The organism is Streptomyces sp. NPDC046821, from assembly GCF_040645335.1.
In the GTDB taxonomy this organism is placed as follows: domain Bacteria; phylum Actinomycetota; class Actinomycetes; order Streptomycetales; family Streptomycetaceae; genus Streptomyces.
Genome location: NZ_JBEYYB010000007.1, coordinates 162,625 through 178,598, shown reverse-complemented (window position 1 = coordinate 178,598; position 15,974 = coordinate 162,625). Strand labels below are relative to the sequence as shown.

Annotated in this window: 13 protein-coding genes; 7 read left to right on the top strand and 6 right to left on the bottom strand. The window is 71.4% G+C overall.

Translation table 11 applies throughout. The annotated features are described in order from the left end of the window. Nucleotides 1–7 precede the first annotated feature (7 nt). Entirely contained in the window at nt 8–1,351 is a 1,344-nt protein-coding gene (locus ABZ893_RS15915) for an MFS transporter (RefSeq protein ID WP_361402933.1), read from the bottom strand. 116 nt (nt 1,352–1,467) lie between these two features. After that, on the bottom strand, nt 1,468–1,905 hold the full coding sequence (locus ABZ893_RS15910; protein WP_361402930.1) for a MarR family transcriptional regulator: 438 nt from the start codon (nt 1,903–1,905) through the stop codon (nt 1,468–1,470). A 155-nt stretch (nt 1,906–2,060) separates the two neighbouring features. Between ABZ893_RS15910 and ABZ893_RS15905 the strand changes: the two genes are divergently transcribed. Next, nucleotides 2,061–2,243 (top strand): ribbon-helix-helix protein, CopG family, encoded by a 183-nt coding sequence (locus ABZ893_RS15905; RefSeq protein ID WP_189492065.1) that lies wholly within the window; start codon nt 2,061–2,063, stop codon nt 2,241–2,243. Nucleotides 2,244–2,258: 15 nt separating this feature from the next. Here ABZ893_RS15905 and ABZ893_RS15900 read toward each other — a convergent pair whose 3' ends face one another. Beyond that, complete coding sequence (locus ABZ893_RS15900; protein ID WP_361402927.1) at nt 2,259–3,707, bottom strand: NCS2 family permease; 1,449 nt, start codon at nt 3,705–3,707, stop codon at nt 2,259–2,261. 259 nt (nt 3,708–3,966) lie between these two features. Here ABZ893_RS15900 and ABZ893_RS15895 point away from each other — a divergent pair, with 259 nt between their 5' ends. Together ABZ893_RS15895 and ABZ893_RS15890 are read left to right on the top strand one after the other, a co-directional pair. After that, a complete protein-coding gene (locus ABZ893_RS15895; RefSeq protein ID WP_361402924.1) occupies nt 3,967–4,239 on the top strand; it encodes a DUF2530 domain-containing protein in 273 nt (90 codons plus the stop codon). A gap of 30 nt (nt 4,240–4,269) precedes the next feature. After that, the gene (locus ABZ893_RS15890) at nt 4,270–6,675 is read left to right on the top strand and encodes an HAD-IC family P-type ATPase (protein WP_361402921.1); all 2,406 of its coding nucleotides are present in this window, start codon (nt 4,270–4,272) and stop codon (nt 6,673–6,675) included. Between the two features lie 27 nt (nt 6,676–6,702). Here the strand turns inward: ABZ893_RS15890 and ABZ893_RS15885 are convergent, their stop codons facing one another. The 3 genes from ABZ893_RS15885 to ABZ893_RS15875 all read right to left on the bottom strand — a co-directional run bounded on the left by ABZ893_RS15885 (nt 6,703) and on the right by ABZ893_RS15875 (nt 12,064). After that, on the bottom strand, nt 6,703–7,638 hold the full coding sequence (locus ABZ893_RS15885; RefSeq protein ID WP_361402918.1) for a hypothetical protein: 936 nt from the start codon (nt 7,636–7,638) through the stop codon (nt 6,703–6,705). A gap of 187 nt (nt 7,639–7,825) precedes the next feature. After that, on the bottom strand, nt 7,826–10,969 hold the full coding sequence (locus ABZ893_RS15880; RefSeq protein ID WP_361403551.1) for a molecular chaperone Hsp90: 3,144 nt from the start codon (nt 10,967–10,969) through the stop codon (nt 7,826–7,828). A 171-nt stretch (nt 10,970–11,140) separates the two neighbouring features. After that, nucleotides 11,141–12,064: a DUF3027 domain-containing protein gene (locus ABZ893_RS15875; protein ID WP_361402916.1), complete on the bottom strand. Its 924-nt coding sequence runs from the start codon at nt 12,062–12,064 to the stop codon at nt 11,141–11,143. A gap of 347 nt (nt 12,065–12,411) precedes the next feature. Between ABZ893_RS15875 and ABZ893_RS15870 the strand changes: the two genes are divergently transcribed. The 4 genes from ABZ893_RS15870 to ABZ893_RS15855 all read left to right on the top strand — a co-directional run bounded on the left by ABZ893_RS15870 (nt 12,412) and on the right by ABZ893_RS15855 (nt 15,972). Next, the gene (locus tag ABZ893_RS15870) at nt 12,412–13,866 is read left to right on the top strand and encodes an MFS transporter (protein ID WP_361402913.1); all 1,455 of its coding nucleotides are present in this window, start codon (nt 12,412–12,414) and stop codon (nt 13,864–13,866) included. A gap of 92 nt (nt 13,867–13,958) precedes the next feature. Continuing rightward, nucleotides 13,959–14,441, top strand: coding sequence for a DUF2771 domain-containing protein (locus ABZ893_RS15865; protein ID WP_361402911.1), 483 nt, complete (start codon nt 13,959–13,961; stop codon nt 14,439–14,441). Beyond that, nucleotides 14,408–15,118, top strand: coding sequence for a futalosine hydrolase (locus ABZ893_RS15860; RefSeq protein ID WP_361402908.1), 711 nt, complete (start codon nt 14,408–14,410; stop codon nt 15,116–15,118). Before ABZ893_RS15865 ends, ABZ893_RS15860 begins: the two co-directional genes overlap by 34 nt. Further along, nucleotides 15,115–15,972 carry a 1,4-dihydroxy-6-naphthoate synthase gene (locus ABZ893_RS15855; protein ID WP_361402905.1) on the top strand — a complete coding sequence of 286 codons (858 nt, stop codon included), beginning with the start codon at nt 15,115–15,117 and terminating at the stop codon, nt 15,970–15,972. Before ABZ893_RS15860 ends, ABZ893_RS15855 begins: the two co-directional genes overlap by 4 nt. Nucleotides 15,973–15,974: the final 2 nt, after the last annotated feature.

Below are 15,974 nucleotides of genomic sequence, written 5' to 3'. Positions count from 1 at the left end.
CAACCGCTTACGCCACCGCGGCCAGCTGCTCGCGCGGGACGAACTGCACATGCTGCTGTCCGCGCCGCAGGTCCAGCTTGAGCCGCAGGTTCGCGGCGCGCGCCAGCATCAGGCCGACGCCCACCGCGGCCGTGGCGCACACGACACCGCCGATGGCGAAGCTGATCCGGACGCCGTACTGGTCCGTGAGCCAGCCGAAGAGGGGCCCGCCCAGCGGCGTACCGCCGGTGAAGACCATCATGAACAGGGACATGACGCGCCCCCGCATCTCGGGCTCGGTGGCCATCTGGACGGACGAGTTAGCGGTCACGTTGACCGTGAGTCCGAGGATGCCGAGCAGCACGACGAGCGGCGCGAACGCCCAGACGCCGGGCGAGAACGCGGCCACGATCTCCAGCGTGCCGAAGCCGACGGCCGCGCCGGCGAGGACGCGCAGGCGGGTCGAGCGGCGGCGGGCCGCGAGCAGCGCACCGGCGAGCGAGCCGAAGGCCATGAGGGTGTTGAAGACGCCGTACATGCCGACCCCGCCGTGGAAGACGTCGTCCGCGTAGGCGCTGAGCCAGATCGGGAAGTTGAAGCCGAACGTGCCGACGAACCCGACGAGGACGATCGGCCAGATCAGCTCGGGGTGCTTGGACACGTACTGGAGGCCCTCGCGGAGCTGGCCCTTGCCGCGCGGGGAGCGCGGGGTGTGGTGCAGCTCGCGGGTGCGCATCAGCATGAGGCCGGTGATCGGGGCGAGGAAGGACAGGCCGTTGGCGAGGAACGCCCAGCCCGGACCGACGGCCGCGGTGAGCGCGCTCGCGACGGCGGGACCGATCAGGCGTGCCGACTGGAAGTTCGCCGAGTTCAGGCTGACCGCGTTGCGGACCTGGTCGGGGCCGACCATCTCGGAGACGAAGGACTGGCGGGTCGGGTTGTCGACGACGGTGACGAGGCCGGTGAAGAAGGCCGCGAGGTAGACGTGCCAGACCTGGACGTTGCCGGTGAGGGTGAGGGTCGCGAGGAAGAGCCCGGACAGGCTCATCGCGCCCTGGGTGAAGAAGAGCAGTTTCCGCTTCGCGAAGCGGTCGGCTATGACGCCGCCGTACAGGCCGAAGAGGAGCATCGGCAGGAACTGCATGGCGGTGGTGATACCGACGGCCGTGGAGGAGCCGGTGATGCTGAGCACCAGCCAGTCCTGGGTGATACGGGCCATCCAGGTGCCGGTGTTGGAGACGACGGCCCCGGTCGCGAAGAGCCGGTAGTTACGGATCTTCAGCGAGCTGAACATCGAGTTCTTGCGGGGGCGGTCGGTCGTGTCGAGGGCGGTCGGTGCGGGGGCGGAGTCTGCTCCGGGTCCCGTACTCAAAGTGGGTTCGCCTCCTTGGCGGCCGCGAACGGCGGGTCGGTGTCGCCCTGGGGCCTGTCGTCAAACGCCCCGGACGGGAATTTGGCGACAGGCCCCACGGGCCTTACAGGTGCGGCTTACAAGTGGGCGAGCTTTTCCAGGACCGGCGCGGCCGCGCGGACCTTGGCCCACTCGTCCTCGTCGAGGTTGTCCACGAGGGACGCCAGCCAGGCGTTCCGCTTGCGGCGGCTCTCCTCGAGCATGGCCTCGGCCTGCTCGGTGGAGGTGACGACCTTCTGGCGGCGGTCCTCGGGGTGCGGCTCCAGCCGGACGAGTCCCTTGGCCTCGAGCAGCGCGACGATGCGGGTCATCGACGGCGGCTGCACATGCTCCCTGCGGGCGAGCTCGCCCGGGGTGGCGCTCCCGCAGCGTGCGAGGGTGCCGAGCACCGACATCTCGGTGGGGCTCAGCGACTCGTCGACTCTCTGGTGCTTGAGCCGTCGGGACAGTCGCATCACCGCGGAGCGGAGGGAGTTCACAGCGGCTACGTCGTCGCCATGGGTGAGGTCCGGCATGTTTCTTAGGTTAACTCATTACTCTGCCTAAGGACCACTCGGTTTCCCGTGACGCGCGACACCGAACCCTCCCCCACCCCCTCCGTCACCCGTATGAGTGACGCGGACACGAAAAGTGAGGCACTGGCGGACAGCGGCCCGCGAACCTGTTGCGCATGGGATCGGAAGTGCTCAGCCTGCGGATAGACGGTGAGCTTCTCGACCGTCTCAAGAACCACGCCGCCAAAAGAGGAATGAGCGTCCAGGACTATGTGGTCCGGACGCTCATTCGCGACGACTTCGACGAACGCTTCAAAACGGCGGTCGAAGAGACAGAGAGGTTCTACGGGGCTGCCTGAACCCCGGCGTGACGGCTAGCTCGTGAGGCCGAGCGCCGGCATCAGGTAGTAGAAGGCGAAGACCCCCGACACGAGGTACATCGCGACCGGGACCTCCTTGCCGCGGCCCGCCGCGACGCGCAGGACCGTGAAGCTGATGAAGCCCATGCCGATGCCGTTGGTGATCGAGTACGTGAACGGCATCATCAGCATCGTCACGAACGCCGGGATGGCGATCGTGTAGTCGCTCCAGTCGATCGCGCGGATCGACCCCGACAGGATCAGGAAGCCCACCGCGAGCAGCGCGGGCGTGGCCGCCTGGGACGGGACCATCGTGGCGACGGGCGTGAGGAACAGCGCGACGGTGAACAGACCGCCGGTGATCACGTTGGCGAAACCGGTGCGCGCACCCTCGCCGACGCCGGCCGTGGACTCCACGAAGCAGGTGGTGGCCGACGAGGAGGAGAAGCCGCCCGCGGCGACGGCGATGCCGTCGATGAAGAGGACCTTGTTCATGCCGGGCATCTGACCGTTGTCGTCGGTCAGCTTGGCCTCGTCGCCGATGGCCATGATCGTGCCCATCGCGTCGAAGAAGCACGACAGCAGCACGGTGAAGACGAAGAGGATGCCGGTGAGCAGGCCGACCCGGTGGAATCCGCCGAACAGGCTGACGTGGCCGACGAGCCCGAAGTCCGGCATCTCGACCGGGTTGCCGGGCCACTTGGGCGTGGTCAGACCCCAGCTCGGGACTTTGGCGACCGCGTCGATGACCGCCGCGACGACCGTCATGACGACGATGGAGATCAGGATGGCGCCCGGCACCTTGCGGACCAGGAGCGCCAGGGTCAGCAGCACGCCGAGCGCGAAGACGAGGACGGGCCAGCCGTTGAGGTGGCCGTCGGCGCCGAGCTGGAGCGGGACCGTGGTCATCGCCTTGTCCGGGATACGGGAGACGAAGCCCGAGTCGACCAGGCCGATCAGCATGATGAAGAGACCGATGCCGATCGCGATGCCCTTGCGCAGGCCGAGCGGTACGGCGTTCATGACCCGCTCGCGCAGGCCGGTCGCCACCAGGAGCATCACGACGAAGCCCGCGAGGACGACCATGCCCATCGCCTCGGGCCACGTCATGCGGGGCGCGAGCTGGAGGGCGACGACCGTGTTCACGCCGAGGCCGGCGGCGAGCGCGATCGGGACGTTGCCGAAGACGCCCATGAGCAGGGTCGTGAACGCGGCGACGACCGCGGTCGCGGTGACGAGCTGCGCGTTGTCGAGGTGCTTCCCGTGCATGTCGTGCGCGGCGCTGAGGATCAGCGGGTTCAGCACGACGATGTAGGCCATCGCGAAGAAGGTGGCGAAACCGCCCCGGACCTCACGGGCGAAGGACGAACCCCGCTCGGTGATCTTGAAGTACCGGTCGACGGCGTTCTTCGGGGCCGGCGGCGGCTCACTGAAATCGACCGGGGCGGGGGCCGAGGTGGACATGGATGACCTCTGAATCGGGATGCTGGTGGGGGGCTCTGTTTGGTGTTTTCTACGAACGGAAGCAGCCAAACACAGGCTGTTTCAGTATGAACATCTAAGCAAAAAATTGCTATCTCTGCGCGTAGACCCTTGACCGGACTGGCCTCTGACCCTTCTGACCAGGGCCGAAAGGGGGACGGCGCTGGGGCGGCGCCGCCTTCACCGGGCCCCCGCGAGACTCCCCGCGAGTCACGTCCGGGACTCCTCGTAAGCTGTGCGCATGGAGAAGTGGACCCCCAAGCACGAGGCACCCGAGCCCCTCGAAGGGCCCGTGGTCGCCACCATCACGGGCGGCACGATCCTCTGGTTCGTCCTCTTCCTGGTACAGCTCCCGTTCTACGGCTGGTTCGCGGACCACGGCCACACGTGGTGGCTGTGGACCTGCCTCGCCGGCGCCGGCCTCGGCCTCATCGGCATCTGGTACGTACGGGGGCGCGACGCGGCGCTCAAGCGGGCCGCGGCCGAGTCCGCCGCCGACGCATCCGACGGGTGAAGCCGACGAACCGCGCTTAGTGTCGATGGCATGACCGACATCGACGCGGGCTCCGAGCTGGACCCGGTCCATCCGGTGCCGCTTCCCGGGCGGGCGAAGGGGCTCACCACCGCGGAGGTGGCGGAGCGGGTCACGCGCGGCGAGGTCAACGACGTACCGGTCCGCAGTTCACGCACCCTCACCGAGATCGTCCGCGCGAACGTCTTCACCCGGTTCAACGCGATCATCGGTGTGCTGTGGCTGGTCATGCTGGCCGTCGCGCCGTTCCAGGACAGCCTCTTCGGCTACGTCATCCTCGCCAACACCGGCATCGGCATCGTCCAGGAGTGGCGGGCCAAGAAGACCCTCGACTCCCTCGCCGTCATCGGCGAGGCGAAGCCGACGGTCCGGCGCGACGGGCGCGCCACCGAGATCTCCACGTCGGCCATCGTGCTCGGCGACCTCATCGAGATCGGGCCCGGCGACAAGATCGTCGTGGACGGGGTGTGCGCCGAGGCCGACAGCCTGGAGATCGACGAGTCCCTGCTCACCGGCGAGGCCGACCCCGTCGTCAAGCACCCCGGCACCGCGGTCATGTCGGGCAGCTTCGTCGTCGCCGGCGGCGGCGCGTTCACCGCGACGAAGGTCGGCCGCGAGGCCTACGCGGCGCAGCTCGCCGAGGAGGCCAGCCGCTTCACGCTCGTCCAGTCCGAGCTGCGCTCCGGCATCTCCACGATCCTCAAGTACGTCACCTGGATGATGATCCCGACCGCGATCGGGCTCGTCATCAGCCAGCTCGTGGTCAAGCAGCACGCGTTCAAGGACGCTGTCGCGCGGACCGTCGGCGGCATCGTGCCGATGGTCCCCGAGGGGCTCGTCCTGCTCACCTCCGTCGCCTTCGCGATCGGCGTGATCCGCCTCGGCCGCAAGCAGTGCCTCGTCCAGGAACTGCCCGCCATCGAGGGCCTGGCCCGCGTCGACACGGTCTGCCTCGACAAGACGGGCACCCTCACCGAGGGCGGCATGGACGTCACCGAGCTGCGCCCGCTCGACGGCGCCGAGGAGAGTTACGTACGCAAGGTCCTGGGCGCGCTCGGCGAGTCCGACCCGCGGCCCAACGCGTCGCTGAAGGCGATCATCGACGCCTACCCCGACAGCGAGGAGTGGCGCTGCACCGAGTCGCTGCCGTTCTCCTCCGCCCGCAAGTACAGCGGCGCCGCGTTCAGCGAGGGCGACGGCACGGACAGCGTGTGGCTCCTCGGCGCGCCGGACGTCCTGCTGCCGCCCGGCCACCACGCCCTCGCGGAGGCCGAGGAGCTGAACCACCAGGGCCTGCGCGTCCTGCTGCTCGCCCGCGCGCGCCTCGACCTCGACGACCCGGCGGTCAAGGAGGGCGCCGAGGCCGTGGCGCTCGTCGCGATGGAGCAGCGCCTGCGCCCCGACGCCGCGGAGACCCTGCGCTACTTCGCCGACCAGGACGTCCGCACCAAGGTCATCTCCGGCGACAACGCGGTGTCGGTCGGCGCGGTCGCCGGGAAGCTCGGCCTCGCCGGCGCCGGGGACACGGTCGACGCCCGAACGCTCCCCGAGGAGCAGGCCGACATGGCGAAGGCCCTCGACGACAACACGGTGTTCGGCCGCGTCACCCCGCAGCAGAAGCGCGACATGGTGGGCGCGCTCCAGTCCCGCGGGCACACGGTCGCGATGACGGGCGACGGCGTGAACGACGTCCTCGCCCTCAAGGACGCCGACATCGGCGTCTCGATGGGCTCGGGCTCGGAGGCGACGCGGGCGGTCGCGCAGATCGTGCTCCTGAACAACAGCTTCGCCACGCTGCCGTCGGTCGTCGCCGAGGGCCGCCGCGTCATCGGGAACATCACGCGCGTCGCGTCCCTGTTCCTGGTCAAGACGGTGTACTCGGTGCTGCTCGCCGTCCTCGTGGTGATCTTCCAGGTCGAGTACCCGTTCCTGCCCCGGCACCTGACGATGCTGTCGACGCTCACGATCGGCGTCCCCGCGTTCTTCCTGGCCCTCGCCCCCAACAAGGAGCGGGCCAAACCGCACTTCGTCCGGCGGGTCATGCGGTACGCGATCCCCGGCGGGATCGTCGCGGGGGTGGCCACGTTCGTGACGTACATGCTGGCCCGGCACTACTACACGGGCTCGGGGGCACTGGGGGCCGAGACGAGTTCGGCGACGTTGACGCTGTTCCTCGTGTCGATGTGGGTGCTGGCGATCATCGCGCGGCCCTACACGTGGTGGCGGCTGTGCCTGGTCGCCGCGATGGGCGTGGCGTTCCTGTTCGTCCTCGCGGTGCCGTCGCTGCAGAGGTTCTTCGCGCTGAAACTGGTCGGCGAGGCGATGCCGTGGACGGCGGTCGGCATCGCGGTGGTGGCGGCGGTCGCCCTGGAGTTCCTGTGGAAATGGAAGTGGGTCGACCGCCGCTTTCCCGTGTGACGGGCCCTTAGGGGGCCCTGTCAGGGACTACTGCACGTCGACGAAGTCGCTCGTGGAGTTGATGGCCGGGGTGGTGGACGTACCGGCGAAGCTGTAGCGCCAGTAACCGTCGACCGACGCCGTCACCGTGGTCTTCAGGCTGCCCGTCGAGGACGAGGTCACCGTCTTGAGGGTGGTGTAGCTGGTGGCGCCCTTCTTCTTGAACTGGAGCTTCACGGGCTGCTTGGTGTAGCCCGCGTACTTGTGGGTGTCCCAGTTGGCGCGGGACAGCAGACCGGTGACCGTGAGGGTCTTGCCCTTCTTGATGGGCTCCGGGGCGGCGTTGGTGGTGAGCTTCGCGTACCGCTGGACGGAGGCGGCGCCGAGGCCGCCCTGGTCGGTGATGCCGACCTTGCTGTCGTCGATGTCGGGGGAGGCCGGGTCCTGGCCGTTGAAGGCGACGGCCCAGCCCTCGGCCTGCCACTTGCCGCCGGCGTCGGCGTTGGTGAGCTCGTCCTTCGGGTACACGTCGATCGTGGACTTGCAGGTGATCACGGTCGAGGAGACGATCGTGCAGCTCGGCCCGTTGTCACCGATGAGGAAATTGTCCGGGCTGTCGATCGTGCCGCGGTAGATGTCCACGTCGAAGTAGAAGTCGTCGGCGGTGACGTCGACGTCGGCGCCGTGGGTCATGGTGTAGGTGACCGGGACGCTGACCTTGTTGGTGGTGCCGACGACGATCGCCTTGCCGCCGTTCACCTTGACCTTCGAGAAGGTGACGTCGAGCTGGTACGGGGTCCCGGTGGACGCGGCGGTGAGCGACTTCGCGTGCTGGCCGGACTGCTGGGCCTTCATGTGGTGCATGAGAGTGCGGGCCTGGGCCTGGGTCGGCCCGTCCGTGGCCTGCGCAGCCGGGACGGCGAATGCGGTGAGAGCCAGGGCGCCGGAGACGGTCGCGGCGGCCACAGTGGCACGAATGCGCATGTGTTCCCCAAGGTGGAGAAGGGGTCCCGCGGTGCGAATGCCGTCACGCGGGACCCGAGTGATCTGAGGAGTCTGTTGACTCGGAAGATCAGACCTGCGGGGGGCGGGGTTGGTTGTACGGCGGGTGAAGATTTCTTCACCGCGTTCTTCACCCGGCTTTCCGGCCCCCGCCCCCAAGGGTTTCCCCTCAGTCGAACCAGCGGTCCCGCGCCAACTCCGCCGTGCGCGACGGGTCTTCGAGCAGTGCCGCGACCTCGAACCGGCGCGGCCACTGCCCCGCCGCCCACGCGAGCCCCGCCGCCACACCTTCGAGGGTCGAGGCGTGGACCGTGCCGTCGGGCGTGCGCCGCCAGTCGACCTCCACCCCGGCGACGAACAGCTCCTCGTGCTCGATGTACGTCTCCGGGGTCCCGGCCCCGAGCAGGGTCCGTACGGACTGCGGGACCGGGTGTTCGGCGCCCTCCGCAGCGACCTCCGCGTCCGCCGTCGCGCTCAGGCGCCGTACCTGGAACAGCTCGGCCAGATCGGCGGCGCGCGCCGGGCTCACCGGCAGCAGGGCCATCCCGGCGGCCAGCGGGAGCAGGTCGGGGGCGTCAGCGACAACGGCGTCGGCCGCGTCCACGACCCTGACCTCGCCGTCCACGACGGCCCGCAGCTCGTCCGGGAGCGTGACCTGCTCGGGGTCGAGGTCGGCGAGCGCCCCGTACAGCGCGTGGAGTTGGGCCGCGCCCACCTCGCGGTCCGGGTCGGCGAGACGGTCGAGGAGTTCGGCCGCGCCGCCGGGCTCGTCGAGGAGCGCGGCGACCGATGTGCGTACCCCTAGGGCGCGCAGCACCTGCTCGTCCTCGAACCCGGTCGCGTCGGCCGCGTCGTAGAGCCCGGCGAGCAGCGGGTCACCGCCCGCCGCGCGCAGGCCGGCCGGGCGGCGGCCGTCGAGGACGGGGTGGTCGCGCAGCCACCACGCGGTGTACGGGCGGACGATCTCGTGCGTGCCGTCGGGCAGCAGGACCCTTACGGGCTGGGTGAGGGCGTCACGCAGGGGCGGCTGGGAGAGCAGGGCGAGGGCCTGGGGCCAGCGGTCGTCGTCGACGAGGTCGAGATCGCGGACGGCGACGAGTTCGGTGGCGACGGGCGGCACGGGCGTGTCGGGCAGCCGGTCGAGTACGTCCTCGCACCAGACGTCGACGGCGTCGAGCAGACCGGCGTCGTCCGGCTCGGCGAAGTCGCCGTCGCGCGGGTCGAGTTCGTCCGGGTCGAGGACGACGTCGGTGGCGCGGACCAGGGCGAACCCGGCGAGGACCCCGCACGCGGCGAGGGGCTGTTCGCCCCACCGCTCGGCGAGTTCGGCGTCGACCATCCCGAGTTCACCCTCGCGCACGACCTGCGCGAACGGGCTGCCGGGCAGCAGGAGTTCGCCGGCGGGCGCGAGTTCGCCCTCGTCGTCGGTCAGCGCGAGCGCCCCGAGCCAGGGCTCGTCTCCGGGTACGAGGCCCGCGTCCCGTACGAGAGTCAGGACCAGGTCGGCGAGTTCGTCCGCCTCGACCCCGCCCTCCTCGTCGAAGGACCAGGAGTCGTCGTCGAGCGAACTGGCGACGGCCGCCCGCACCTGAGGCGTCGTCAGGACCGCGCGTGGCGTGGCGGGCAGCGCGCCCAGCTTCTCCAGGAGCGGGTGTGCGGCGTCCACGTGCGCGACCTTGAGCCCGAGCCGGGCAAGGGTCTCACCCGGGGTGGCGTCCGGCAGCGGCAGCAGCACCTGCCGGGGGCCGATCGTCGTACGGCCTCCGGCGAGCGGCACCGGGAGTCCGGTGAGCCGGTCGGGGTCGACGCCCGCGAGGCTGTCGTACAGGCGGTACCACCAGCCGGGTTCCTTCTCCAGGCCGGCGAGCCGGTCGATCGCCTCGGTCAGCGGGACCCGGGCGACCTCCAACGTCCGTAGCTCGACGCGGCGTTCGAGCCCGGCGGGCAGCAGGCTGGGCAGGACCTCGGCGAGTACGCGTACGGTCTCGGCGCCCGCGCCCTCCACGACCTCGGCCTCGCGCGGCCGCAGCGTCTCGGGGAGCCCGTCGGCGTCGTCGGCGGTGCGGGGCAGCGCGGGCGGCAGGAACGGGGTGCGGGGCAGCCGGGTCAGGATCGCGGCGCGCAGGCTGCCGTCCAGCTCGCCCCGGCCGAGCGGGCCGGGCACGAGGCCGAGGATGCCGGTGCCCACGGGCCGCCAGTCCGCGAGGAGTTCGGCGAACGCGTCGGCGGACCGCTCGACCAGGAAGTCGGTGAGCGGCCCGGGGGCGGCGTGCCGCCGGGTGGTGTCGAGGGGGAACGACGCGATGAGCAGCGCGGGCACGCCGAGCGGTTCGTCACTGGGCGTCGGCGCGTGGAGCACGGGCGCGCTGCGGGGCGGCACCGGGGCGCCGTCCTCGTCGACGGGGACGGCCCAGGTCACGGACCAGTGCGGGCGCAGGCGTTCTTCGAGCGGCCGGTCGGCGAGCAGCGCGGCGTCCAGCGGGCCGGTGCGCACGAGGACGCGCCAGCGGGTGGTGACGCTCTCCCGCGCGCCGTGCACGTCGACGCGTTCGTCGTCCACGGCGACGTACGGGCCGTCGGTGCGGCGGCGCAGAGTGCGGGTGCCGGCGGCGGTCTCCACGACGACCTCTTCGAGGCCGGGCAGCGCGAGCAGCAGGGTGTCGTCGATGGCGTCGACGAGCCGCGCCGCGAGTTCTTCGGCGGCGGGGTCGCGCAGCGGCAGGATGACGACCGTGTCGTACGGCTCGGGGGCGGCGCCCTGGGCCGCGAACGGGAGCCTGAGCAGCGGGACATGGCCGTCGCGGCGGCGCAGTTCGTCACCAAGACCGGGGCTGTGCCGGGCCGTTCCGGCGGCGAGGTCGCGCGCCTCGGCGAGGGACCAGCGGACACCGCCGGTACGGCCGACGAGCGCGGGCTCGTCGGTGACGGCGAGGACGGCGGCGAACCCGACGCCGAACCGGCCGACCGAGGGGTCGCCCTCCTCGCGCTTGGCGGAGGCGCGCAGTGTGGACAGCGACTCGACACCGGCGGCGGAGAGCGGGGCACCCGTGTTCGCGGCGACGAGCACACCGTCGCGCAACGTCAGGGAGAACCGGCCGGGCACGCCCGCGCGGGCGGCGGCGTCGGCCGCGTTCTGGGCGAGCTCCACGACGAGCCGGTCGCGGTAGCCGCCGAGGGCGAGGTCCTCCTCGGCGTTGGCGTCCTCACGGAAGCGGGCCGGGCTGCCGGTCCACGCGTCGAGGACCCCGCGTCGCAGACGGGCCGTCCCGAACGGGTCCATCCCTCCGGGTGCCGGGCGCACGATCTTGCTCATGCTCACGGTGTGGTCTCCCTCTGCCGTTCACCCAGGCCGACCCTGGCGACGGAGACGCTACCGCGCATGGGCGGAGTGAGCTGCTCCGGCTACGAAGGCAGCTCCGAGGACAGCTACGAAGGCCCTCGCCTAGCCGAGATTTTCCGGCCGCGGGGGCCCGCGATTTTCCGGTTACGAGTGACCCAGATCCTCGGTGCCGTCGGGGGCCGACGGGACCGAGCCAGAGTCCGGCGCGGGGCGCAGCGGGAACGGGTCGACGCGGGTCTCGTCGATGACCGGTTCCGCCGGGCGCGGGGGCTTCGGCATGACGGCCGCCTCGGAGTGCCCGCCGCAGCCGTACGCGAGGGACACCACGCGGCCGTCGGCCGGGGAGAACTCGTTCGCGCACACGCCGAAGGCCTGGCCGAGCGAGCCGCCGATGGGCGTGAGGAAGCCGCAGGACACGCAGGTCGCGGGCGCGGCCTGGGCCATCTGCGTCTTCGCGCCGAACGACTCGTCCCAGCGGTCGGCCGCGACATGCAGGCCGTACCGGGAAAGGACGCGGGCGCGCCGCATCCCGAGCTCCTCGGCGAGCGCGGCGATGGAGCCGCGCTCGGGCGCGACGGGCAGCTCGGCGGGGGGTCCGGCCGTCAGGTCGGCGTCCTCCGCGTCGGCGAGCTCCGCCATCTCCTCGGACACCGCGGAGTTCGGCGGGGGCACGTCCTCACCCGAATAGCCGGGTTCGAGGCGAAGATCCTCGGCGTCGGTCGGAAGGAGGTCGCCGGGGCCCATGTCGCCGGGCCGCAGCCGCTCGCTCCACGGCACCCACTCCGGGGCGAGCAGGGCGTCGGGGCCGGGCAGCAGGACCGTCTCCTCGAGGGTGACGGCCTTGGCGCGGGAGGCGCGGGCCACGGTCACGGCCCACCGCCAGCCGCGGTAGCCGAAGTCCTCGCATTCGAAGAGGTGCGTGACGACCCGGTCGCCCTCGACGACCACGTCGACGTGCTCGCCCACGACTCCTGGCGCGGCGGCCTCCTCGGCCGCGGCCCGCGCGAGACCGACGGCCTCGGCGCACAGGCGGTCAGGGGTGCGGCTTCGCGTTGTCGCTGCGCTCACAGGTATCGCTTCTCTCCTACGCCAGTCTCTCGAGTGCGCCACCCTTGCGCGGGGGTACGGACGGAGCGGACCAGGGGGCCGCGTCGACGTCCGCGCCCGAACGTGTCCGGGCGCACCTACGTCACCCATTCTGCGGGATGACCGAGAGGCGCGCGGCCGACCACAGCTGCCGCAGGCGCGTTACGCACGCTACCTTCTCCCGGCCCGTGCGCCCACACCGACGTACAAGTAGTTGTGTCCTGCAACACTCTGCGGGCACTCTCGGTGAGGCTTTCCGGGGGCCGTCCCGGCGACCCGCTCCGGCGATATCGGCACTAGTCACCACGTTCCGGGGGCACTATGGCTGGGTGACCTCTTCAAGGTCGTCGGCGCGCGCGGCGGACGGATCGGGCCCCGTAAGACGGGCTGCCCGTGCCGTGGGGCGTGCCCTGCACTTCCCCTTCACCGGCACCGCACGCGGTATCCGCAAGGCCACGCACGCGCACGGCGCGGGCGAGTCGGGCCTCGGGAAACTGATCGAACTCCACGGAGTGAACGGCGCCGGCGACGTCATGATCACCGTGGCGCTCGCCTCGACCGTGTTCTTCTCGGTGCCGACGGGCCAGGCGCGCGGGCGCGTCGCCCTCTATCTCGCGATCACGATGCTGCCGTTCACGCTCCTCGCGCCCGTCATCGGACCGCTCCTCGACCGGCTGCCGCACGGCCGCCGCGCCGCGATGGCCGGCTCGATGCTGGCGCGGGCGCTGCTCGCGGTCGTCCTGGCCGGGGCCGTGTCCGGCGGCGCCCTGGAGCTGTATCCGGCGGCGCTCGGCGTCCTGGTCGCGTCGAAGGCGTACGGAGTGGTGCGCAGCGCCGTCGTGCCCCGACTGCTGCCACCGAGATTTTCCCTGGTCAAAGCCAATTCCAGAGTGACCCTGGGTGGTCTCCTGGCCACCGGTGTGGCCGCTCCCATCGGTGCCGGGCTGCACATGATCGGGCCGCGCTGGCCGCTCTACGGCGCGTTCGTGATCTTCATGATCGGGATGATTCTGTGCTTCCAGCTCCCGCACAAGGTGGACTCCGCGAAGGGTGAGTCGAAGGCGCTCCTCGCGGCCGACGCGGAGCATGTGCACCACGCCCCGCACCTGCACCACAGAAATGTGAGGACGGCCGAGCAGACCGCCACTGAGGACGCCGCCAAAGAAGCCAAGAAGGAGAAGCGCCTCGGCCTGCGCACCGTCGGCCCCGCCGTGACCCACGCGCTCGTCGTGAACGCCACGCAGCGCTGCCTCTCCGGCTTCCTGATCTTCTTCCTGGCGTTCCTGCTCCGCGACCACCCGCTGCCGGGCCAGACCGCCGCCGTGTCGCTGGGCATCGTCGGCGTCTCGGCGGGCGCGGGCAACGCGCTCGGCACGGCGGTCGGGGCGTGGCTGAAGTCGCGGGCCCCCGAGATCATCATCGTGACCGTGGTGGCGTTCGTCGTGGCCGTGGCGGTCCTGTCCTCGCTGTTCTTCAGCGCGTTCCTCACGGCGTGCCTGGCGGCCGTCGCCGGGTTCGCGCAGGCCCTGTCGAAACTGTCCCTGGACGCCCTGATCCAGCGTGACGTCCCCGAGAAGGTGCGTACGTCCGCGTTCGCCCGCTCCGAGACGACGCTGCAGATGGCGTGGGTCGTGGGCGGCGGCATCGGCATCGCCCTCCCCCTGGACGGAGCACTGGGCCTCGGCGTCGGAGCCGCGATCGTCGGGATCGGCTGGGCGACGACCATGAAGGGGCTGCTCGCCGCCGCGCGCCACGGCGGACAGGCCCGCAGCCGCGTCGTCTGAGGCGCCGCGCGGCGCCTGACCGGACGGCGTGACCGCGCGGCACGCCGCACCCGCGTGGCGAGGGAGTGCGGGGCGCCAGATAGCCTGCCCGCATGACCTCCCTGCGTTTCACTGTGCGCCACCGCCGCACCGTGGCTGCCACCGGCGCCATCGCGGCCGGGCTGCTGCTCCTCTCGGCCTGCGACAAGCCGACGCCGCTGGCGACCATCACGGTCGGCAGTTCCACGGTGACGTCGGAAGCCGCCTGCTACAACGACGGCAAGGCCCTCATGGCGTCCGACCTCAAGGACTGCCTCCAGAACACGAAGGACGTCAAGTCCATCAGCGTCGACCCCGACGCGACGGTCCGCTTCGGTGTCGACCCGAAGATCGCGGACAAGGGCTGGACGATCCTGATGAACGGTCAGCCGCTGACCGACTCCAGCAAGAAGACGTACCGCACCGTCCCGGGCAGCGTGTTCTTCAACCAGCAGTACGGCGCCACGGGCAACTCCACGAAGGTCAGCATCGTCGAGGGCAGCGGCTCGAACGCGACCGGCCTGTGGTCGTTCAACCTCAAGAAGGACACCAACTGACCGACACCGGCCGGGTCCTGATCGCCACCGCCGTACCCGCCGAGCGGGACGCGGTGGCCAGGGGCCTGTCCGGGGCGGGCGCCGCGTCTCCTGCCGTCGATGTCGTCGCGGTGGGCGTCGGGCCCGCCGCCGCGGCGGCCGGTACCGCCACCGCGCTCACCACGGCCGCCCTGTCGGGCCGGCCGTACACCCTGGTCGTCTCCGCCGGCATCGGCGGCGGTTTCCAGCCGGACGCGCCCGTCGGCTCCGTGATCGTGGCCGACGCCCTCACCGCGGCCGACCTGGGGGCCGAGACGCCCGACGGTTTCCTGCCGGTCACCGAACTCGGCTTCGGCACCGTCACGCACCGCCCGCCGCCCTCCCTCGTGGAAGGCGTCGCGGCGGCCACCGGCGCGCGTACGGGCACGGTCCTCACCGTGTCCACCGTGACCGGCACCGCGGCCCGCGCCGCCGAGCTGAGCGGCCGTCACCCGGGCGCCCTCGCCGAGGCGATGGAAGGCTTCGGCGTCGCCGAGGCGGCCGCCGCGCACGGCGTGCCCGTCCTGGAGATCCGCGCGGTCTCCAACGCCGTCGGCCCCCGCGACCGCGCGGCCTGGCGCATCGGCGACGCGCTCACGGCGCTCACCGAGGCGTTCGGGAAGTCCGCGCCCGTACTGGAGAGTTGGAACCGCACATGACGCACCCCGCCGAGCTCAGGATCGCGTACTCGCCCTGCCCGAACGACACGTTCGTCTTCGACGCGTGGGCCCACGGCCGCGTCCCGGGGGCGCCCGCCCTCGACGTGACGTTCGCCGACATCGACATCACGAACGGGGTCGCGGAGCGCCGCTCCCCCGACTTCGACGTCCTGAAGGTGTCGTACGCCGTCCTGCCGTACGTCCTCGACGACTACGTGCTCCTGCCCTGCGGCGGCGCGCTCGGCCGGGGCTGCGGGCCGCTGGTGCTGACGCGTGAGCCCGGCGCCGACCTGACCGGCAAGACGGTCGCCGTCCCCAGCGAGCGGTCGACGGCGTACCTGCTGTTCCGGCTCTGGACCGCGGACGTGGTGCCCGGCGGCGTCGGCGAGATCGTCGTCATGCCGTTCGACGAGATCATGCCCGCCGTGCGGGACGGCAAGGTCGACGCGGGCCTCGTCATCCACGAGGCCCGCTTCACGTACCAGGAATACGGGCTGCACTGCCTCGCCGACATGGGCGAGCACTGGGAGTCGACGACGGGCCTGCCGATCCCGCTCGGCGCGATCATCGCCCGCCGCTCGCTGGGCACGGAACGCCTCCAGGAACTCGCCGACGCGGTCCGCACGTCGGTCCGCATGGCCTGGGACGACCCGATGGCCTCCCGCCCCTACGTCCTGGAACACGCCCAGGAAATGAACCCGAAGGTCGCGGACCAGCACATCGGCCTCTACGTCAACGAATTCACGGCGAACCTGGGCGAGGACGGCTACGCCGCGATCCGCGGGCTGCTGACACGAGCGGCGGCGGAGGGCCTGGTACCGGCCCTCGCCCCGGGCGCGCTGTCGTTCCCGTAAGA

Coding starts and splice junctions, on each gene's coding strand:
- ABZ893_RS15910 (WP_361402930.1), bottom strand. CDS start 1,905: ATGCCGGACCTCACCCATGGCGACGACGTAGCCGCTGTGAACTCCCTC.
- ABZ893_RS15905 (WP_189492065.1), top strand. CDS start 2,061: ATGGGATCGGAAGTGCTCAGCCTGCGGATAGACGGTGAGCTTCTCGAC.
- ABZ893_RS15900 (WP_361402927.1), bottom strand. CDS start 3,707: ATGTCCACCTCGGCCCCCGCCCCGGTCGATTTCAGTGAGCCGCCGCCG.
- ABZ893_RS15895 (WP_361402924.1), top strand. CDS start 3,967: ATGGAGAAGTGGACCCCCAAGCACGAGGCACCCGAGCCCCTCGAAGGG.
- ABZ893_RS15890 (WP_361402921.1), top strand. CDS start 4,270: ATGACCGACATCGACGCGGGCTCCGAGCTGGACCCGGTCCATCCGGTG.
- ABZ893_RS15885 (WP_361402918.1), bottom strand. CDS start 7,638: ATGCGCATTCGTGCCACTGTGGCCGCCGCGACCGTCTCCGGCGCCCTG.
- ABZ893_RS15880 (WP_361403551.1), bottom strand. CDS start 10,969: ATGAGCAAGATCGTGCGCCCGGCACCCGGAGGGATGGACCCGTTCGGG.
- ABZ893_RS15865 (WP_361402911.1), top strand. CDS start 13,959: ATGACCTCCCTGCGTTTCACTGTGCGCCACCGCCGCACCGTGGCTGCC.
- ABZ893_RS15855 (WP_361402905.1), top strand. CDS start 15,115: ATGACGCACCCCGCCGAGCTCAGGATCGCGTACTCGCCCTGCCCGAAC.